This window comes from Prochlorococcus marinus XMU1405 (assembly GCF_017696275.1).
In the GTDB taxonomy this organism is placed as follows: Bacteria; Cyanobacteriota; Cyanobacteriia; order PCC-6307; family Cyanobiaceae; genus Prochlorococcus_A; species Prochlorococcus_A marinus_AB.
Genome location: NZ_JAAORF010000001.1, coordinates 494,729 through 514,918 on the forward strand (window position 1 = coordinate 494,729; position 20,190 = coordinate 514,918).

Consider the following 20,190-nt stretch of genomic DNA (forward strand, 5'->3'; position numbering starts at 1 on the left):
TTTTAATTTAAACCAATTTCTTTTTTTAGATAAGGTGACATAATTTTTGCAGCTTTACCTCTACTACCTAATTTATTTAATTGTGATTGTGAGAGCTCACCGTAAACACAGTTAGCCTCTTTTACCCAAAAAATAGATTCGAATTCCCCATTTGGATATTTGGGGTTCTTAAGAATTTCTCCCCAGCATATTCCTGTTGTATCTTTAACTAAGTTTCCTAAGGGATCGCACAAAACCATACAACTTATAAATCTTGCACTCCTATAAGGGCTTTCAGAAAGTTCATTAATTAATTTTTTAATTTTCTCATCATTATTTTTGGCATATCGAGCAGAATAAATTCCTGGCCGACCATCTAAAACATCTACTTCAAGACCCGAGTCATCAGCTAATGCCCAAGTTTTAGTCTCTAAAGCAGCTGCTTTTGCTTTTAGAAGTGCATTCTCAAAATATGTGTTTCCAGTCTCTTCAACATTTAAATATTCTGGTTGCTTCTCAACCCTTAAAGACAAAACATCAAGCATTTCCGAAATTTCAGAAACTTTATTTTTGTTGCCACTCGCAATAGTTAGAACTGGAAGGTTCAAAATAACTAATAAATTTATTGTGAGTAATATCTTACTTTAAAGCTTGATACGGAGACAGGAAAGGTTGAACATTCCACACCTGTGTAGACAGGGCCTGCCTCGTACGGAAATAACATAATGTAAATTTTTTCTTAACACAACAGTATGTTTTGATGCACTAACTAATTTGCATAAGTATTGACATATCAATAGTACCAAGGGTGATAAGTTTAACTTATGAATGATAGAAAAAACATTAATGGAGATTTTGTCGAAAACGCTTGACTTATAAGTACTTAATGAAGCATTCTTCGAATTGAACATTCCACATTTAGTATTTAGTAGACAATGGCTACAGAAACAATGGGTATCGCTCTCGGCATGATCGAGACACGCGGACTTGTACCTGCAATCGAAGCAGCAGACGCAATGACAAAGGCAGCAGAAGTTCGCCTTATTGGTCGTGAATTCGTTGGTGGCGGTTATGTCACAGTATTAGTTAGAGGCGAAACAGGAGCAGTTAACGCAGCTGTAAGAGCTGGTGCTGACGCTTGTGAAAGAGTTGGTGACGGTTTAGTTGCAGCTCACATTATTGCTCGTCCTCATAGAGAAGTTGAACCTGCTCTAGGTAACGGTGAATTTCTTGGTCAAAAGGACTAATTAAGTAATGCAAGATTTATAAATTTTGCACAATAATTATTTTCCCTACACAGACCTAAATTTATCCTTATGAGTAAGAAGTATGACGCAGGGGTAAAGGAGTACAGAGATACCTACTGGACTCCAGAATATGTTCCCCTAGACACCGATTTACTAGCCTGTTTCAAATGTACAGGTCAGGAAGGTGTTCCAAGAGAAGAAGTTGCAGCAGCTGTTGCCGCTGAATCTTCAACAGGTACTTGGTCAACAGTTTGGTCCGAGTTACTTACAGACTTAGAATTTTATAAAGGACGTTGTTATCGAATCGAAGACGTTCCTGGAGATCCTGAAGCTTTCTATGCTTTTATTGCATATCCTTTAGATCTTTTTGAAGAAGGCTCAATTACAAACGTATTAACATCTCTTGTAGGAAACGTTTTTGGATTTAAAGCTCTAAGACATCTACGTCTAGAAGATATTAGATTCCCAATTGCTTTCATTAAAACTTGCGGTGGTCCACCAAACGGAATCGTAGTTGAAAGAGATCGACTTAACAAATACGGAAGACCTCTTCTTGGTTGTACCATCAAACCTAAATTAGGATTATCTGGTAAAAACTATGGTCGAGTTGTATATGAATGTCTTAGAGGCGGTCTTGATTTAACGAAGGATGATGAGAATATAAATTCTCAACCATTCCAACGTTGGAGAGAAAGATTTGAGTTTGTTGCAGAAGCAGTTAAGCTTGCTCAGCGGGAAACTGGAGAAGTTAAAGGTCATTATCTAAATTGTACTGCTAACACTCCTGAAGAACTCTATGAAAGAGCTGAATTTGCGAAAGAGCTAGATATGCCAATCATCATGCATGATTATATAACTGGTGGTTTTACTGCAAATACTGGATTAGCTAATTGGTGTCGTAAAAATGGCATGCTTCTGCATATTCACAGAGCTATGCATGCTGTTATTGATAGACATCCAAAGCATGGTATTCACTTCAGAGTTCTTGCAAAATGTTTGAGACTTTCTGGAGGAGACCAATTACATACTGGAACCGTTGTTGGAAAACTAGAAGGTGATCGTCAAACAACTCTTGGTTATATTGACAACTTAAGAGAGTCATTTGTTCCTGAAGATAGATCAAGAGGTAACTTCTTTGATCAAGATTGGGGTTCAATGCCTGGAGTATTTGCAGTCGCATCAGGTGGTATCCACGTTTGGCATATGCCTGCACTTCTAGCGATCTTTGGGGATGATTCCTGCCTTCAGTTCGGTGGTGGAACACATGGTCACCCATGGGGTTCAGCTGCTGGAGCTGCAGCTAACAGAGTTGCATTAGAAGCTTGTGTAAAAGCTCGTAATGCTGGTCGCGAAATCGAAAAAGAGAGTAGAGACATTCTCATGGAAGCTGCTAAGCATAGTCCTGAATTAGCTATTGCTCTAGAAACTTGGAAGGAAATTAAGTTTGAGTTTGACACTGTCGACAAACTTGATGTTCAGGGTTAACTCAAGTTTCGAAATCGAGGAGATTTATTCTCCTCAGACTTATTAAAATCTCGTTTTTACGAGTACTTTCATTCACATTTTGATTAATTATGCCTTTCCAGAGCACAGTAAGCGACTATCAAACAGTTGCAACCCTGGAAACATTCGGTTTTTTACCACCGATGACCCAGGAAGAAATATATGACCAAATTGCGTACATAATTGCTCAAGGTTGGAGTCCAGTTATTGAGCATGTTCATCCAAGTGGATGTATGCAAACTTATTGGTCTTATTGGAAACTCCCATTCTTTGGGGAAAAAGATCTTAACTTGATCGTGAGCGAATTAGAGGCATGCCATAGAGCATACCCTGATCATCATGTAAGAATCATCGGATACGATGCTTACACTCAAAGTCAAGGAACAGCTTTTGTAGTTTTCCAAGGACGTTAAAGCTACTTTTCGTAGTTAATATCTTTCTCCAAAAAAATTTTTGGAGAAAGTTTTTCAAAAGTCTTTTTAAAGAATTTAAACTTGAAGATCATGTCAAAAAAAACCAGTAGAGAGATTGCACTTGAAAGAAGAAAGGCGATGAGTGATAGCGGTAAAAAAGCTGCTGCTTATTCTTCAACTACCAAAGATAGAGTTCGATCTTCTCAAGATATACAGATTTCTGGGACTCAGTCTTCTCCTAATAATCATAATATTTCTAAACCAGCTACAAAACATATTCCAAAAACTCAGGTAAACATAAATTCTTCAACAACTTTATCTAGTAAAGAGTTAGTAATAGAGAGAAGAAAAGCAATGTCTACCCACGGGAAATCAGCTATAACTTCATCCGATAGAACCCGTACTGATGTTAAAAAAGAAAGTCCTTTAACCGCAGTTAAACCAACTATAAGTAAAAATCAAGAAATTCAGGATTCAACTAGTACAGAATCTAAGTCCTTAAAACCCAACGTTAAGAGAAGAATTAATCAGAAGAGAAAGCCTATTACTAATACAAGTAGAGATATTGTTTTGGCGAGAAGAGAAGCTCAATCTAAACATGGTAAATCTGCAACTAAACAAAATACTAGTGCCGCTTCATTAGCTAGAAGGGGAGACCCAGATTTAAGTAGTAGAGAAATTTCTCAGAGAGTGAGAGAGCTAAGAAGTAAAACTGGTGCCACAGGCAAAAAAGGTAATGGTAAATGTAGACCATGTGGTCCAAACAAAAATGGTGCCAAACAAAATATTGCAGATGCTAGCTGGAAAGTTGGTAAAAGTGAAACTGATTCAGGTCAAATAGTTACTGGAACTCAAGCTAATAGATCTGTAAAAACTACAGGTAATGAAGCAAGTACATGCAGAACTGTAACTGGTACCCAATATATGGGAGCAGAAGTTACTGATCAATTTTGTCAAGATAGACCAAGTTATAAACAGCCACTTAGATCTACTGTTACCTCTACAACATCAGGTAATAAAGTAACTGGAAATGAAGTTGGTAGATCTGATAGGGTCACAGGCGATGAGCCAGGAACGTGTAAAAACCTTACAGGTACTGAATATGTATCTTCTAATCAATCGCAGAAGTATTGTGGTGATGTCCCAAGAAATCCTTCCAAGGTTAAACACAGCACTACAACCGATGGATTAAAAGTATCTGGATCACTACCTGGTAGATCCACCCTAGTTACTGGAGATGAATCAGGTTCTGGACATCAATTAACTGGAGATCAATATCTTGGCTCTGAGCCAAATCCAAAAGGTAAAGCATTTGAAAAAGTAGGCAGTTACAACACTCTTAATGGGAATAATGTAACTGGTACAGGGGTTGGAAGATCAGACCATATGACAGGTAATGAACATGGGAGTTGTAAGAATGTAACTGGCGATGAGTACATAGGATCTCAACAATATGAGAAGTTTTGCGGTTCAAAACCAAAACCAGAAGCTAGAAAAGTAGGTTTAAGCCTTTCTTCAAAGTCAAATTTAATAAGCGGCACTATGACAGGAAGATCAGAAATAGTAACTGGAGATGAACCAGGTTCATGCAAAGTGTTAACAGGAACACCATACGCAGGCTTAGATCAGATTAATGAAAATTGTAGTACTGAGATTTCAGAAGATATGAAATCCCGAGCAACAGTTAATTCTGGAAATAATTCAAATGCCAGACTTACAGGACAGCAACCAGGAATTGGCGGAGTAATGACAGGTGCTAAGAAAGGTGCTTGTAAAAATCTAACAGGGACTCCCTATGTTGGTGGAGATCAGCTCTCACAAGCTTGTGATAATCCTGCACATGATGCGGCTTATGCGAATCCGGAAAAGTCGGCAGGTAACTCTTGGAAGGAATTCTCTGTTAAATCACCATCAAGAGATAAATATTCTGAAAAAAATACTCAAGGTGTTACGGGTAATGAATATGAAAATGGTTCAAAGGTAACAGGACCTTTTGATATGGCAGTTGACAAGGTCACTGGCACTGAAAAATTTAGATTTGAACCGAATAAAAATATTACTTATAAACAAAAAATGGAAATTGAAGAGGTAGACCGTGCTGCAAAGACACCAGAAAAAAGAGTCGCATCAAGGATTACTGGAGAAGGACAATCAGTAGGAAACGTAACTGGTGATGATTGGGATCGCGGTGATAAGGTAACAGGCACAGAGGGAGCTTCTTCTAGAAAGCGAAATCCATCAAGAGCAGGATTCATGAGCGCAATGCCCCCTATGGAAGTTAAAAGGAATGAGGAAACAGAAAAACCAGATTTCTTGATAACTGGATCTAGTGGAAATACTCGTGAAGGACAACTTGTTACCTTTTCAGGCGGTGCAAGAGGTTAAGTAAATAATGCCTTTAAGAGGACTGGCTAAAGCCAAGAATTTCACATTGGGGCCAACCGCTCCAATGAAAACCTTTACTGAAAATATACATATACAAACTAAAGAATCAAATAATTTCCGAAATTCTGGAAAGTCTCATAAATTAACCAATAATATTCAAAATGAAAATCTATTTAGGTATGAAAGCAAAATAAAAAGTGATTTTGACGAAATTGTTCCAACTCTCAAGGAAATTGCTCGAATCCAACATCACGAAGATTTTATAAATAAGGCTCAGAAAATATCAAGAAAAAATTTGGGAATAGATTTACCTCTCCATGTATTAGATAAATCTTGGGTTAAACCTCTTGATATGAGAGCTTTATATGCATGGTGTGCTTTCAAACAGCACAAGAAACTTAGCGACAATTTTTTTAACAATGATCCACTTGAAGGTGCTGCTGGAAGTAGGGATGCGGAAGATTTTGAAAAATTTCTCTTAGATTGTGGAATACATTTACTTGATATAACTCCTTGTTCAGATGGAAGGTTAGCTCATTCAGTTGCTTATGTAATGAGAATACCTTTTAGTTCAGTAAGGAGAAGATCCCATGCTGGAGCACTGTTTGATATTGAAAATACCGTTAATCGATGGGTAAAAACTGAACATAAAAGATATAGAGAGAATGTTCCTAATGAAGCTCATAAAGATACCAGGTACTTAAAAGTTGTAACTTATCATTTTAGTTCAGTAGATCCTTTACATCAGGGATGCGCAGCTCATGGCAGTAATGACGAGTTAGCTGCAGCTGAAGGTAGAAATAAATTATATGCTTTCAAAGAGGCTGTAGAGAATAGCTTTTGCTGCGGAGCTTCTGTGGATTTGATGTTAATTGGACTTGATACAGACACTGATTCATTAAAAATACATTTATCAAATAGCGATGGCGGTATAGATTTAGAAAAAACTATTTCTACATTAGAAATTTATAATTCAACAATAAATTTTTCGAAAGAGGATGCGGAAAGAGAAATTTGCCAGACAATTTCTAAGCAATCTTCAAAAGATAAACTCAGTGGACTGGAAAAATTTACATATAAATTAATTGTCAATAATATTTCTCAAATTGATTATGTTAAGAGTTTTCATAATGGTTCATATGAAGATATTGGACATGCAGAGAGGTTTATTGGAGTAGGTATAGGTTTCAAAGAAGTACATCTCAGAAATTTAACTTATTTTGCTCATTTAGATACAGTCGAAGAAGGGGCTCCGGATTTAGATGTTGGAGTAAAGATTTTTACTGGATTAAATGTTTCTCAAGATCTACCTATTCCGGTAGTAATAAGATTTGATTACTCTGGAAAAGTACCTGGCGCAAAAGAGAGGGCAATAAATGATTGTGTAAGAGTTAATAATGCGATATCAATTAGATATAAAAATTTAGTTGATCAAGGTTTGTTACATACTTGCTCTACTATTAGAGATAGGGACAAAATTCATTCCGCCCAAATTATTGGAATGTCTTTAGATAAAAAAACAGAGGAGGCTCACTAATTATGTTAATTTGCAAGGTTGTAAAACCACTTGTTTCTACCAATAGGATTCCTGGTTTTGAACATAAACATCTGCAGGTTGTATTAGATGGTTCTTCTAATAAAGTTGCAGTTGATGCTGTTGGCTGTAAGCCAGGAGATTGGGTTATTTGTGTCGGAAGTTCTGCTGCTAGAGAAGCTGCGGGAAGTAAATCTTATCCAAGCGATTTAACGATTGTTGGAATTATTGATCATTGGGATCCTAACAAGTCATAAAAAGGAGGATATAAATTGTGGAAATTATGAAGGTATTAGGAAGGATGGTATGCACTCAAAGAGTCCCTGGCTTAGGTCATATGAATTTACGAATTTTAGAAAATAATAAAGGAAAGAAATTAGTTGCTGTTGATCCTGTTGGAGCTAGAGAAGGTAACTGGGTTTTTACTGCTAGTGGCTCTGCCGCTAGATTTGCATGCCCTAATCCAGAAGTTCAAACCGATTTAACAATTGGCGGGATTATTGATTATTGGGAGAGTGACTAAAAATTTTATCTCCAAAAATTTATTGAGAAACTTTGTTGAAGGTATAGTGTAATTAGTCTTGAATAAAGAATGTAATGTGGAAAGAAAGAGAATCACCTTCGAGGATTGAAAAAAGATTTGAATTTGATCAATACTCAAAAATTAGTAAATTCATGGGTGAAATTGAGAAATTATGTAAAGAAAGGGATATCTATCCCAATATCAGCTTCGGAAAGAATTTTGTAAGTCTTTCAATATTTTTAGACGATAAAGAAATATCAGATAAAGAAAAAGACTTTTCAATGGATATTGATAAATTTTATCTAGAAGATTAGTTTTTTTAATAATTATTTGGCTTTGCAATATCTCTTTTGATTAAAGCCATTAAATATGTTGGTGCTTTATATCTGCCAGGCAGACATCTATTTAAAGTTTCAAGATGACTCCAACACACTGTCTTTTCAATATCTTTAACTGAGTTTCCTTTTAAAATTAATAGTCTAAGAGCTTTGCAAAATAAAGGATAACCTGCTTCTAGTTCATCTATATTAAGCTTTGCTGCTGACATAAATCAAAGATGAATTATCAACTAATAATCTATACAACTATGGTGCACAATTGGTTCATATTTCAAATTTCTCAATAATTAGAAATTAATCTAGAAATGCGACGCAATCTATTTCAACTAAAACTCCTTTTGGTAGAGATGAAACTTCCACACAGGCTCTTGCTGGGGGATTCTCTATATTAAAAAAATCACTATATATTTTATTGACAATTTGAAAATTACTTAAGTCAGTTAAGTAAATAGTTGTTTTTATTACATCCTCTATTTTTGCTCCACCAGCTTTAAGAACTTCTGCGAGATTTTTTAAAACTTGAATAGTTTCCTTCTCTATATCGCCTAAACATGTTATTTCATTTAAAGCTGGGTCTATAGCAATTTGACCAGAACAATAGATAAAATCCCCAGCTTTTATAGCTTGATTATAAGGTCCTACTGGATCTGGAGCATTTGATGTTTTAATTACTTGTTTGGGGGACATTTGTTTAAGAAGATACCTATCTATTTAAACCCATAAATCTTTATTTTCTCTTAAAAAAGTAAATTCTTCTAAATTTTTTGCTCTTAAGAAAAGGTTTATTTTCATCTCTTCATCAAGTAAAAATGGAATTGTCAATTCATTAAGAGAATGTTTTTTTTCAACTTCCGAAAGTTTATTTTTTATATCTTGATCTTTAGGTTTCAGATTTAATGCCCACAATATATTTGACTTTGTATATTCATGCGCACAATATATGTGAGTATTTTTAGGTAAAGATTTGATTCGTTCTAGTGAAGAATACATTTGTTGATAAGTTCCTTCAAAAATTCTTCCACAGCCTCCAGAAAATAATGTGTCACCAATAAAAAGAACAGGGTTTTCACCTTTCAAAAAGAAGGCAATATGTGAGCTTGTATGTCCCAATACTTCAATTATTTTTACTTCTTCATCTAAAATATTTAAAGTTTCTCCATCTTCTACAGATACATTTTGAAATGGTATGCGCTTTTTTTCTTTGGAGGAGGCAATAACCTTTACATTCGGCCATCTTTTAATAAGGGACTTCGTTCCTCCAATATGGTCTGAATGATGATGAGTTTGCAAAATAGCTTCTAAGTGAAAATTGTTTTCATTTATATATTTAACAACTGGTTCGTGAACAGATGGATCTACAACTACAACGGATTTATCTTTTACCCACAACCAAATAACGTTATCACTCAAAACTCTAAGTCCGATTATATTTCGAGCTTTATTAAATTCCATTGTTAACTTAGAATGAAGAATCCTTGGAAGAAATTGATCTATGTTCACTATAGCTTTACCAAAGGGAGCTCTGTTAAAAGATTCAATTTCAACTTTTAAAAGAGCTGGGCTAGATTTCTCTGACGCGTTAGACGAAAATAATAGATCATTAACCTTTGAATCAAATTGCAAACGGGCTAAAGCTCTATTAGTAAGAAATGGAGATGTTCCTGTTTATGTAAGTTATGGTCAGGCTGATTTGGGTATTGTTGGGTATGACGTTTTACGAGAATCTGAATTAAAAGTTGCAAAGTTATTAGATTTAGGATTTGGGGGTTGTCATATGTCGTTAGCGGTTAAGAAAAATAGTAATTATTCAAAACCAACAGATCTTCCAGCGAATTGTAAAGTAGCTAGTAAATTTATAAAAACAGCAAGATCTTATTTTGAAGAATTAAATATTCCTGTAGAGATAGTTCATTTGACAGGTTCAGTCGAGCTTGGTCCTATTACAGGTATGGCAGAGGCAATAGTTGATTTGGTGGCAACAGGAAAGACTCTGAAAGAGAATGGTTTAATTAAAATAGATGATCTTTTCTACTCGACTGCAAGACTAATTGGAAATCCTTTATCTATGAGGTTAGATGATAATCATCTCAGAGATACAATTTTATCAATAGAATCAAAAAATGCTTTATAGAAGATTAGCTAAATGTTTTTTAAAGATTTTAGAAGGATTAAAAAGTTAGGTAAATATTTAACTAAAGATAAAAAAACAATCTATTTAATTTTAATAGTTTTGTTACCTGTTTCTTTCTCTGGAGCTATTCAACCATTATTACTTGGTCAAGCAATTACTATTCTCAAGAACGAAAATACCGATGTTTGGCTAAGTAAAACTTACTTTGGGCAGTCAATAAATGCCATAATATTAACTTTATTTATAACAGTTCTATTTAGATTAGTTCTACAGGGATACCAAACTTACAACATCCAAGCAGTGGGACAACGTTTGACAGCAAGAATAAGAAGAGAACTTTTTGATCATTCAATATCTTTATCTCTTAGGTATCACGACAAAATGCCTGTAGGGAAATTATTAACTAGATTAACAAATGATGTTGATGCTTTAGCCGAGGTTTTTGGGAGTGGTGCAGTTGGAGTCATTGCTGACTTCGTCAGTTTGATAGTAATTTCTTTGACAATGCTGTCAATTGATAGAGGACTTGCAATTTTATTACTTCTAACTCAAATCCCAGTATCATATTTTATTATTTGGCTTCAAAAACGTTATAGAAGAGCCAATTATCAAGTAAGAGAAGAATTGTCTCAACTCAACTCTGATTTTCAAGAGAATCTTCAAGGTTTAGAAGTCGTTCAGATGTTCAGAAGAGAGGCTTTCAATAGCAAGAAATTTTCCAATACTGGAATTGCTTATAAGAAAGCAGTAAATGGAACAATATTTTATGACAGCAGTATTTCGGCATTTATAGAATGGATTTCTCTTGCAGCAGTTTCCTTGGTTTTAGCAGTTGGAGGATATTTTGTAACTTCTGGAAATATTGGTTTAGGAACATTAACAACTTTTATATTATATTCCCAAAGACTTTTTGAACCTCTAAGACAGCTTGCAGAAAGATTTACTCAGATACAAGGAGGTTTAACAGCTGTAGAAAGAATAAATGAATTACTGGATGAAGAAATACAGATTAAGGACTCAATTTCCGCAAAACATTTTTTAGAAAATGCAAAAAATTTAAATAAGAAATTTAATGGCAAAATTGAGTTCAGGAATGTAAATTTTTTCTATAACGAAGGAGAACACATCATAAAGAATTTATCTTTCATAATCAATCCAGGAGAGCATGTGGCTTTTGTAGGGCCAACTGGTTCAGGTAAGACTACGATAATAAGACTATTAAGTAGATTGTATGAACCTCAATCTGGCCAAATTTTAATTGATGATATAGATATAAAAGACATTCCTATTGCAACTCTTAGAAATATGTTGGGGGTAGTTTTGCAAGATACCTTTATCTTTAGTGGAAACGTCGCAGATAATTTGAAACTAAATTCGAATATAGATAATTTTGAATTAGAAAATCTCTGTAAAGAATTAGGGTTAGATAATTTGTTGAAAAAGTTACCTGAAGGTTTGAACACCTCACTAAGAGAAAGAGGGGGGAATCTCTCTTCTGGTGAGAGACAACTTCTTTCAGTAGCTAGAGTAGCGATTAGAAATCCTGTTGTATTAATAATGGACGAAGCAACAGCGTTTATGGATCCCTCTACAGAGGCTACGTTGCAGAAAGATCTTGAGAGAATTCTGTCAAAAAGAACAGCATTAGTAATAGCTCACAGATTAGCAACTATTGAAAGTTCTGATAAGATTTTAGTCTTAAAAGGGGGTTCATTAGTTGAAGAGGGAACACATAGTGAATTAAGGATGAAAAAGGGTTTATATTTTCAACTCTCTGAGCTTCAACAAAAAGGATTTGCAAATTTTTAATGATTTTTAGAAACCAAGGATCTTTAATAAAAAAATCAAACAGCATATCAATGGATGTGCTAATAGATCTATATGGTTTAAATTCTTATGAGTTTACTCAAACAAATAAAAAAGAAATATTTGTATGTAGTAAAAATAAAGATCTAGATCTAATAGAACTAGATCAACTTTTGCAAACTGTTGGATGGAGCAGAAGACCTATAAGGAGGGTAAAAAGAGCTTTGGATTTCAGTATTTTGGTGGTTGGTTTATGGCGTCATGATAATAAATTCCCCAGACTAGTAGGATTTGCAAGATGTACTGGAGATGGAATTCTAGAAGCAACAGTTTGGGATGTGGCTATTAACCCTGTCTACCAAGGAATTGGATTGGGGAAAGAGTTAATGAAATATGTCCTAAAAGAATTGAAAAATATTGGAATTTCTAAAGTAACCCTTTTTGCTGATGCTGAAGTGGTGTCATTTTACAAAAGACAAGGTTGGATATTAGAACCTAAAGGCTCTAAATGTGCTTTTTGGTATGCAAATTAATCATTTTTATAGTAGTCAGAATATATAGATTTTAACGATTCGCCTTTTAACCATCTTCTCCTAAAGTGCCAGTTCTTAATTGCTTGGATAAAAATATTAGTTCTTTCCCATTTCCTTGAACTTATAAAAATAGGTAAATTTAATTGTTTTAAATTTTTTTTTTGGTTTAATCTCCTTAAAAAATCTACATCTTCCATCAAAGGTATCTTTCTAAAACCATTATTCTTAAAATAGGCAGTTCTATGAATTATTAAACCTTGATCACCATACGGTTGTTTAAAAAATTTACTTCTAAAATTCACGAGAATTTCGAGGACTCTATAAATTATCTTTTTGTGATTAATTTTGAATTCAAAATAGTAAATACTATTCTTGTTTCCATTCAAAAATGAATTTATTTTTTTAAACCAATCATTAGTTAATCTTGTGTCCGCATGTAAAAATATGAGCCACTCTCCTTTTGAATTTTTAGCTCCAATATCTAATTGTAAACCTCGATTCCTTTCTTTGGATAAAAATACTTTCGCTCCATAAATATTTGCTATATCAAGCGTTTTATCTTCACTTCCACAATCAACAATTATGATTTCACCCTCTTTCTGCATACTTGACAAGTCTGAAAGCAATAATGGTAAATTATTAGCCTCATTAATAGTTGGAATGATAATTGAGATTTTTGACAAGTCGATTACTTCCTATTTTCAATATCAATAATTGTATCTATATCTATTTTTTTATCTAAAAACTTATATTTTAATTTTGTAGAAGCGAAATTATCAATTGTATTTTGAAGAACATTTTCTGTCCCCCACTTTATGTTTATAAAAGGTAAATATATATGCGACGACATTATTTTTTTTGATAAACCAATAAGCCAATATCCACCATCATTAGATGGTCCTAAAATAAGATCATTTTGTTGAAGCTCTTTTAGAGTATTCAATAAATCTTGATGGCATAAATCTGGAAGGTCAGTACCAATAAAAATAATATTTTTGATCTTATGTCTTGCACAAAATTTTTTGTTGATAATTATTTGCCGTTTCATTTTTTCTCCCAAGCAGCCCTTCCCCTGTAAATTAAATTTTTTAATGCCTAACTCTCTAGTCCATCTTCTGCAATTACCTAACCCCAAACCAGATATAGCAATAGAAATATCAATTAGTTGATTTTCTTGGAGAGATTTTGCGACTGAAATAGTGTGTTTGGTCATTACACTTTGAACCTTTGCAGAATTACTTTTACCTATATCTTTAGATAATCTTGTTTTGCATCTACCAAAACCATGCCATTTTGCCATGATAATAAGTAATGCTTTATCCAATAATTTATGCCGTTTTATAATAATTATATGCCTTAAAAAAATTTTTTTTCTTATAAATTTGTATGATGCTTTGTTAAGTAATTTTAAATTTGTCGTGATCTTGTGATTTCCTAATGGCCAATTAGTAAATTCCAACTAGATTAATAATCTAGAGAAAAAAATTTTGCAAGCAATTAATCCTATTTGGGCGGAAGTTCAACAATCACTTCAAAAAAGTTTAAGTAAGCCTTCATTTGAGACATGGATAAGGCCTGCTAAATTTAACTGTTTTGAAAATGGCTTATTAACCTTAATTGCTCCAAATACATTTTCCAGTGATTGGTTAAGAAAGAATTATTGTCAAACTATCGAAAAGGCTGCAAAAGAAATATGCGGCCATGATGTAAAAGTTGTTTTTAAATCTGAAGAAAATATTAGTAGCGATTCAACAAATAAAGAGAACCTAGATGAACAGATCGTGAGTCATAAGACAAAATCATTTCATAATAGTCAAGATATTTCTTCAAAAAATAGATCTAAAAATCCCAACGGTCTAAATTTGCGCTACGTCTTTAAAAGATTTGTTGTAGGTCCAAATAGTAGGTTAGCTCATGCCGCGGCTTTGGCAGTTGCCGAATCACCTGGGAGAGAATTTAATCCATTATTTATTTGTGGTGGAGTAGGTCTTGGTAAAACTCATTTAATGCAAGCAATAGGGCATTATCGAGTAGAGATAGATCCAGAAGCAAAAGTTAAATATGTATCTACAGAGACTTTTACTAATGATGTTATTAGTGGTATTAGAAGAGATGGAATGACAGCTATTCGAGATAAATATAGAAATGTAGATTTGATTTTAATAGACGATATACAGTTCTTAGAAGGCAAAGAGTATACGCAGGAAGAATTCTTCCATACTTTTAACGCTCTTCACGAATCAGGCAGTCAAATAGTTATTGCAAGTGATAGACCCCCAAATCAATTATCGGGAATTCAAGAGAGATTAATTTCTAGGTTCTCAATGGGTATGACCGCAGATATTCAACCCCCTGACCTTGAGACAAGGACAGCCATCCTTCAAAAGAAGGCAGAACAAGAGATGATGAGTCTTCCAAGAGATTTAATTCAATTTATAGCAGGAAGATTCACTTCGAATATTCGAGAATTGGAGGGAGCATTTACAAGAGCTGTCGCATTTGCATCAATAACTGGCTTGCCAATGACAGTCCAATCAATTGCTCCAATGCTTGATCCAAATAGTGTTGGAGTAGTTGTTACTCCAAAACAAGTTATTAATAAAGTTTCAGATTTCTTTAAAGTTTCTACCGATGAATTGATTAGTTCAAGTAGGAGAAAACCAGTAAGTCAAGCTAGGCAAATAGGCATGTATCTTATGCGACATGGTACTGATCTAAGCCTACCAAGAATTGGAGATGAGTTTGGGGGCAAAGATCATACAACAGTTATGTATGCTATTGAACAAGTTGAAAAGAAATTGTCTATTGATCCTAATGTTGCAAGTCAAGTTCAAAAAATAAGGGATTTACTGCAAATAGATTCAAGAAAAAATTTATAGTTTTTTTGTTAACTAGAAATAAAATTTTTAGGATCTTGATCATATCTGTGCCTAAAAGGTATCTTATCTATTTCATTAATATCACTAAGCGATTCAATTTTATTTAATGATTGTCTTAATAACCTTGCTGAAATAATTGGCATATCTCTTGGAACTGAGATTCTATTTTTTAAGTATCTTAAAGATATTCCTGAAAGTTTTTTAGGGATTAATACTTCACCTTTGACCATATGGGTTAAAGCTGATCTCAATGATTCCTCAAAGGATTCTTTATTGTATGGGTTTACTTTTAGTAAATTATCTTTGTGCTTTATCACTCTTTTAAGAGCAATTTTAGCGTAATATTTTGAATCATAATTTTTATTTAATTCATAATTTCCTAGACCCTCACCAGTATCTACTAGCTTAGAGAAAGTAATCTGTTTTTCATTGCTTTCTTTATAACATCCTCCCATTTGTGGGGGTAAATCATGAGAGTGAGTATGAAAATCTCCTTGAGTGCCTCTATAAGCACTTGTCCCTTCAAAAAGAGTAAGCCAATTATCTACATGACGGTAATAAGATCTTAAATTAAACCCTTTATAATAAGTAAGTGATGCATTCATTCTCTCCATATAGGGTATAAAAATTATATCTCCAACACCAGGCTCTATATCACCTGTATTAGATACTGATGGATCAACAAAACCTGATTTTGATCTAGTTAAGATTTCATCGAGTTTAGAAATGGATTCTTTAAATCTTTTTTTTCTAAAAGAGTTATCTAGAAAATTATAGCTTTCACGGCATAGCCAATTACACCAGGATCTGAAAATTTCTCTTTCTAAGTCTCGAATTTTGATAAGGTGACTAGATGTAATAAAAGATCCAAGTGCTCCAAATTCATTTTCTAGAAAAGCTATGATATTGTCACTTTCAGTTATAACTTGCCCTTTAAATTCAATTGCAGGTAATTTCCCCGATCTGACTTTTTCAAGGAACCATTTTTCTTTTTGGCCGTAGCAAAACATATTAATTTTCTTGACTCTGTATGGAATTTTCTTAAATTCAAGCCATAACCATATCTTCTGACAGTAAGGACACCAAGAATGCCTATCCCTATAGAAGGTAACTAATACATCATTTTCACTATGTCCAAATAATCTTAAATTTGCGTAGGAATTATTTATACCATGGACTCTATCCAGATCTTCAACTTCAAATTTATTTAAATCATCCCATGTCAAAATCCCATTCATTATTTGAATTAAAGCTATAAACTAACGTTATAATAATTGATTAAAAAAAGTCTTGGAATTTGAATTTGATTTAATTGTTGTTGGCGCTGGATCTGGGGGACTCGCGGCGGCTAAACGTGCGGCTAGTTATGGAGCAAAGGTCGCAATCATAGAAGCAAATCAAATAGGAGGAACTTGTGTGATAAGGGGATGTGTGCCTAAGAAATTAATGGTTTATGCAGCTAAAAGTAAAAAAAATATGGATTCTTCTGAAGGATATGGATTAAAAAATGAAGGTATTAATTTTGAATCAAATGTTTTGTTGAAGAATGTTAGAGAGGAGGTTTCTAGATTAAGTAATTTACATAGAAATTCTTTAAAAAACTTGAATATAACTATTTTTGAAGGCTTAGGAAGATTTATTACTCAAAATGAATTAGAAATTATTTGTTCAAAAACAAAGAAAATTAAAAACAAAGTAAGTTCAAAAAAAATTCTTATTTCAGTTGGAGGTAAACCAAAGAAATTAAATATTCCTGGGGTAAATTTGGCATGGACTAGTGATGATATTTTTGAATTAGAAAAATTTCCTAAATCAATATTAATTGTAGGAGGTGGATATATTGCCTGTGAATTTGCTTCTATTTTCAGAAATTTAGGTACTGAAGTAACTCAATTAATTAGAGGTCAACATTTACTTAATGGTTTTGATGAGGATCTTTCTTCATGCCTAGAGGAATCACCTACTTTTACTGAAATCAATATAATCCCCAATACTCAATTAAATTCTATCAAAAAAGTAAATGGAAATTTGGAATCTACCCTAGACTCGGGAGATAAACTCCTAACTGATAATATCCTTATTGCTACAGGAAGAGAACCAAATCTTTTGCCTTTAAATTTAGATTTTTTAAATCTAAAGATGGATGGCCAATATTTAGATGTCAATGAACTTAATCAAACAAGCAACTCAAATATTTTTGCAGTTGGCGATATCATAAATAAGCCAAACTTAACTCCAGTAGCAATAGAACAAGGGAGAGTTTTTTCGGATAATTTTTTTAATGACCAAAAAAGAAAAGTAAATTATGAATATATCCCTAAGGCCGTTTTTACTATTCCAGAAATTTCAACAGTTGGCTTAAGTGAGAAAAGAGCTAAAGAGATTTACTCTGGAAAAAATATAAAAATTTTCAAATGCAAATTTACCCCTATGTCTAATACCTTTAAAGAGAATAAATCAAAATGTATGTTGAAGATTGTAGTTCATAAGCTAACTGACAAAGTCCTAGGATGTCATATGTTTGGAGAAACATCGTCTGAGATTATTCAAATGGCATCAATTTCATTAAATGCAGGGATAACAAAAAAAGACTTTGATTTTACTATGGCTTTGCACCCAACTATCTCAGAAGAATTTGTGACTATGTATGGATAAAATTATGAATTAGAAAATTTTAATTTTTCTTGAACAATCAGAAATACTATAAGTAATGCAAAGTAAATAAATAAACCTATCCTTAATTCAGAAAGGAAGTCAAATTTATTCAGGAAAAGTATCTTATCGAGAATGTAGAAAATATAAAGATTAAGCAAAATAAATCCTTCAATTCTTGTAATTTTCCCTTTGCTCCAGAAAATTGGTAAGCATGCAAAGGTAGTTAAAACCATAAAAGGTAAGTCAACTTTTATTAGACTCTCTTCAATTACTAAACCTTTAAATCCAGAAAAAATACTGCAACTTCCAAGGATTAAAAGTTGATTGAGTAAATTACTTCCTATTACATTCCCAATTGCAAGATCTGTTTTGCCTTTAAATGCAGCAATTATTGAAGTTACTAATTCTGGTAAAGATGTCCCAGTTGCGACGATAGTTAAACCAATAATAATTTCATTTACACCCAAAAGAGTAGCGAGCGTTTGAGAACCATTTACTAAAATATTTGAACCAAAGCTTAAAAGAAATATTCCCAATATTAACTTTAGTAAAATATTCATTTTCCCTTTATAGTTATCTTTTAATTCTTCTATCTCTGGTTCAGCATCTTTTGTCTCCTCTCCTTTTTCATTGATGGTATTGATTTCCCATATTGTATTTAAGATTAAACAAAAAATTAGAAATATCCCTGCTTGCAATGTTAATAATCCTGTTGATGACATAGCCCAAACTGCACAAGAAATTGCCATTAAAAGAGGCACATCTCTTCTTACTATTCTGCTTTTTACTTTAAGAGGCGTTATCAATGAGCTTATGCCCAAAACAACGAGAACATTAAAAATATTGCTTCCAATTACATTGCTTGCCGCAAGCGAATCACTGCCTTTTAAAATTGAACTCAAACTTACCAACAACTCAGGAGAGCTTGTTCCAAGAGAAACAACTGTCAAACCAATTACTATTTGAGGTATTCCTAAAATTAAAGATAAAAATATGGCACCTTGAATAAAGAACTCTCCTCCAGCAAAAAGTAGAACTATGCCTAAAAATATTTCTATTATTGGAAATAAAAAATCACTCATATTTAGGATTTAATTTAGATAATAAAAATTTTCATAATTGGTTAATAACTATCCTCAAATATCTATAATTTATTGTCAATTTTAATTTGCTGTTAAAATTGATTAAATAGAAAAAATTTTGAAGACTTTAAACATAATAAAACCTGATGATTGGCATTTACATTTAAGAGAAGGTCTTGTATTAAAAAATATCATTCATTTTACTTCCAAATATTTTGGAAGAGCCATTGTTATGCCAAATACTAAAAGTCCCATAACATCAATCAATAGCGCTATTTCTTATAAGAAATCTATTGTTGAAGCGCTCCCAGAAAGTTCTAAGTTTGAACCATTAATGACAATTTATCTTACAGATGACACTGATAAAGGGGAACTAATTAATGGTTTTAAAAAAAATGTTTTTTTTGCAGCAAAATTATATCCTGCTAATGCCACAACAAATTCCAGTCATGGAGTTAGGAAAATAGAAAATCTATATAGGATTTTTGAATTAATGCAAGATTCTGGAATGCCTCTTTTAATTCATGGGGAAGTGACTGATTCTGAAGTAGATGTATTCGATAGAGAAGAAGTTTTTATAGATAAAGAACTTTCTCAAATAACCAAAAGATTTCCAAAATTAAAAATCGTTCTAGAACATATAACCACCTCTTACGCAGTGGATTTTGTGCAAGAAAATAATATTGGGGCTACTATTACTCCGCATCATTTGCATATAAATAGAAATGCAATGTTTTTTGGAGGCTTAAATAGTGATTTTTACTGCTTACCAGTTGCTAAGAGGGAAAATAATAGACTCGCTTTAAGGAGAGCGGCAACAAGTGGGAAAAAATGTTTTTTCTTGGGGACTGACTCTGCTCCACACCTTAGGAAGTGGAAGGCTTTTTGTGGATGTGCAGGCATTTTTAATTCGCCAGTAGCAATAGAAAGCTACTTAACAGTTTTTGAAGAGGAGGATGCTCTAGACAATTTTGAGAACTTTGCAAGTTTGAATGGCCCTAATTTTTATAATGTCCCACCAAATAAAGAAAAATTAAAATTAGTTTCTAGACCTCACAAAATCAAAGAATATATTGATGTTGTTGAAGAAAAAAATATTGTCGGACAAATAAAACCATTTCATGCAGGTGAAACTTTACAATGGCAAGTAGAAGGAATAGTAAATTAAAAAATTGGATTTAA

Annotated in this window: 22 protein-coding genes; 14 read left to right on the plus strand and 8 right to left on the minus strand. The window is 33.2% G+C overall.

All coding sequences use genetic code 11. The annotated features are described in order from the left end of the window. Nucleotides 1-2 precede the first annotated feature (2 nt). Nucleotides 3-587 carry an RdgB/HAM1 family non-canonical purine NTP pyrophosphatase gene (gene rdgB / locus HA148_RS02850; RefSeq protein WP_209130020.1) on the minus strand — a complete coding sequence of 195 codons (585 nt, stop codon included), beginning with the start codon at nucleotides 585-587 and terminating at the stop codon, nucleotides 3-5. A 327-nt stretch (nucleotides 588-914) separates the two neighbouring features. Here rdgB and HA148_RS02855 point away from each other — a divergent pair, with 327 nt between their 5' ends. The 8 genes from HA148_RS02855 to HA148_RS02890 all read left to right on the plus strand — a co-directional run bounded on the left by HA148_RS02855 (nucleotide 915) and on the right by HA148_RS02890 (nucleotide 7,898). Then, on the plus strand, nucleotides 915-1,226 hold the full coding sequence (locus HA148_RS02855) for a BMC domain-containing protein (protein WP_002807869.1): 312 nt from the start codon (nucleotides 915-917) through the stop codon (nucleotides 1,224-1,226). A gap of 69 nt (nucleotides 1,227-1,295) precedes the next feature. Next, nucleotides 1,296-2,711, plus strand: a complete 1,416-nt coding sequence (locus HA148_RS02860; RefSeq protein ID WP_011862567.1) for a form I ribulose bisphosphate carboxylase large subunit — start codon at nucleotides 1,296-1,298, stop codon at nucleotides 2,709-2,711. Nucleotides 2,712-2,800: 89 nt separating this feature from the next. Further along, entirely contained in the window at nucleotides 2,801-3,142 is a 342-nt protein-coding gene (locus HA148_RS02865) for a ribulose bisphosphate carboxylase small subunit (protein ID WP_011862568.1), read from the plus strand. Nucleotides 3,143-3,232: 90 nt separating this feature from the next. Then, complete coding sequence (gene csoS2 / locus HA148_RS02870; RefSeq protein WP_209130022.1) at nucleotides 3,233-5,527, plus strand: carboxysome assembly protein CsoS2; 2,295 nt, start codon at nucleotides 3,233-3,235, stop codon at nucleotides 5,525-5,527. Between the two features lie 7 nt (nucleotides 5,528-5,534). Then, nucleotides 5,535-7,064, plus strand: coding sequence for a carboxysome shell carbonic anhydrase (locus HA148_RS02875; protein WP_209130024.1), 1,530 nt, complete (start codon nucleotides 5,535-5,537; stop codon nucleotides 7,062-7,064). Nucleotides 7,065-7,066: 2 nt separating this feature from the next. Continuing rightward, the gene (locus HA148_RS02880) at nucleotides 7,067-7,318 is read left to right on the plus strand and encodes a carboxysome peptide A (protein ID WP_012007372.1); all 252 of its coding nucleotides are present in this window, start codon (nucleotides 7,067-7,069) and stop codon (nucleotides 7,316-7,318) included. A gap of 17 nt (nucleotides 7,319-7,335) precedes the next feature. After that, nucleotides 7,336-7,584: a carboxysome peptide B gene (locus tag HA148_RS02885; protein ID WP_025924295.1), complete on the plus strand. Its 249-nt coding sequence runs from the start codon at nucleotides 7,336-7,338 to the stop codon at nucleotides 7,582-7,584. A 74-nt stretch (nucleotides 7,585-7,658) separates the two neighbouring features. Then, the gene (locus HA148_RS02890) at nucleotides 7,659-7,898 is read left to right on the plus strand and encodes a 4a-hydroxytetrahydrobiopterin dehydratase (RefSeq protein WP_209130026.1); all 240 of its coding nucleotides are present in this window, start codon (nucleotides 7,659-7,661) and stop codon (nucleotides 7,896-7,898) included. A gap of 5 nt (nucleotides 7,899-7,903) precedes the next feature. Here HA148_RS02890 and HA148_RS02895 read toward each other — a convergent pair whose 3' ends face one another. From HA148_RS02895 to gloB, 3 genes are all read right to left on the minus strand, one after another. After that, entirely contained in the window at nucleotides 7,904-8,131 is a 228-nt protein-coding gene (locus HA148_RS02895; protein ID WP_011862573.1) for a DUF3136 domain-containing protein, read from the minus strand. 85 nt (nucleotides 8,132-8,216) lie between these two features. Beyond that, on the minus strand, nucleotides 8,217-8,609 hold the full coding sequence (locus tag HA148_RS02900) for a Rid family detoxifying hydrolase (protein WP_025924297.1): 393 nt from the start codon (nucleotides 8,607-8,609) through the stop codon (nucleotides 8,217-8,219). Between the two features lie 24 nt (nucleotides 8,610-8,633). Continuing rightward, entirely contained in the window at nucleotides 8,634-9,374 is a 741-nt protein-coding gene (gene gloB, locus HA148_RS02905) for a hydroxyacylglutathione hydrolase (protein ID WP_209130029.1), read from the minus strand. 40 nt (nucleotides 9,375-9,414) lie between these two features. On the opposite strand from gloB, the gene hisG reads away from it, so the two are divergent. Genes hisG through HA148_RS02920 form a run of 3 tightly spaced genes read left to right on the plus strand, consistent with a single transcriptional unit; the run spans nucleotide 9,415 to nucleotide 12,392 of the window. Then, nucleotides 9,415-10,053: an ATP phosphoribosyltransferase gene (hisG, locus tag HA148_RS02910; RefSeq protein ID WP_209130031.1), complete on the plus strand. Its 639-nt coding sequence runs from the start codon at nucleotides 9,415-9,417 to the stop codon at nucleotides 10,051-10,053. A 12-nt stretch (nucleotides 10,054-10,065) separates the two neighbouring features. Beyond that, nucleotides 10,066-11,862, plus strand: a complete 1,797-nt coding sequence (locus HA148_RS02915; protein WP_209130033.1) for an ABC transporter ATP-binding protein — start codon at nucleotides 10,066-10,068, stop codon at nucleotides 11,860-11,862. Continuing rightward, nucleotides 11,862-12,392, plus strand: a complete 531-nt coding sequence (locus HA148_RS02920) for a GNAT family N-acetyltransferase (RefSeq protein WP_209130035.1) — start codon at nucleotides 11,862-11,864, stop codon at nucleotides 12,390-12,392. Before HA148_RS02915 ends, HA148_RS02920 begins: the two co-directional genes overlap by 1 nt. Here the strand turns inward: HA148_RS02920 and HA148_RS02925 are convergent. After that, nucleotides 12,389-13,075, minus strand: coding sequence for a TIGR04283 family arsenosugar biosynthesis glycosyltransferase (locus HA148_RS02925; protein ID WP_209130037.1), 687 nt, complete (start codon nucleotides 13,073-13,075; stop codon nucleotides 12,389-12,391). The two genes, HA148_RS02920 and HA148_RS02925, sit on opposite strands and share 4 nt — an antisense overlap. Nucleotides 13,076-13,080: 5 nt before the next feature. After that, nucleotides 13,081-13,692 (minus strand): TIGR04282 family arsenosugar biosynthesis glycosyltransferase, encoded by a 612-nt coding sequence (locus HA148_RS02930; protein WP_209130039.1) that lies wholly within the window; start codon nucleotides 13,690-13,692, stop codon nucleotides 13,081-13,083. 187 nt (nucleotides 13,693-13,879) lie between these two features. Here HA148_RS02930 and dnaA point away from each other — a divergent pair, with 187 nt between their 5' ends. Then, nucleotides 13,880-15,271 (plus strand): chromosomal replication initiator protein DnaA, encoded by a 1,392-nt coding sequence (gene dnaA / locus HA148_RS02935; RefSeq protein ID WP_209130040.1) that lies wholly within the window; start codon nucleotides 13,880-13,882, stop codon nucleotides 15,269-15,271. Nucleotides 15,272-15,279: 8 nt separating this feature from the next. Here dnaA and HA148_RS02940 read toward each other — a convergent pair whose 3' ends face one another. Next, complete coding sequence (locus HA148_RS02940) at nucleotides 15,280-16,509, minus strand: glutathione S-transferase (protein ID WP_209130041.1); 1,230 nt, start codon at nucleotides 16,507-16,509, stop codon at nucleotides 15,280-15,282. Nucleotides 16,510-16,561: 52 nt separating this feature from the next. On the opposite strand from HA148_RS02940, the gene gorA reads away from it, so the two are divergent. After that, on the plus strand, nucleotides 16,562-17,926 hold the full coding sequence (gene gorA / locus HA148_RS02945; protein WP_209130043.1) for a glutathione-disulfide reductase: 1,365 nt from the start codon (nucleotides 16,562-16,564) through the stop codon (nucleotides 17,924-17,926). A 2-nt stretch (nucleotides 17,927-17,928) separates the two neighbouring features. On the opposite strand, the gene HA148_RS02950 is transcribed toward gorA, so the two are convergent. Then, the gene (locus tag HA148_RS02950) at nucleotides 17,929-19,008 is read right to left on the minus strand and encodes a calcium/sodium antiporter (RefSeq protein WP_209130045.1); all 1,080 of its coding nucleotides are present in this window, start codon (nucleotides 19,006-19,008) and stop codon (nucleotides 17,929-17,931) included. 118 nt (nucleotides 19,009-19,126) lie between these two features. Between HA148_RS02950 and pyrC the strand changes: the two genes are divergently transcribed. Next, on the plus strand, nucleotides 19,127-20,176 hold the full coding sequence (gene pyrC, locus HA148_RS02955; RefSeq protein ID WP_209130047.1) for a dihydroorotase: 1,050 nt from the start codon (nucleotides 19,127-19,129) through the stop codon (nucleotides 20,174-20,176). Nucleotides 20,177-20,190: the final 14 nt, after the last annotated feature.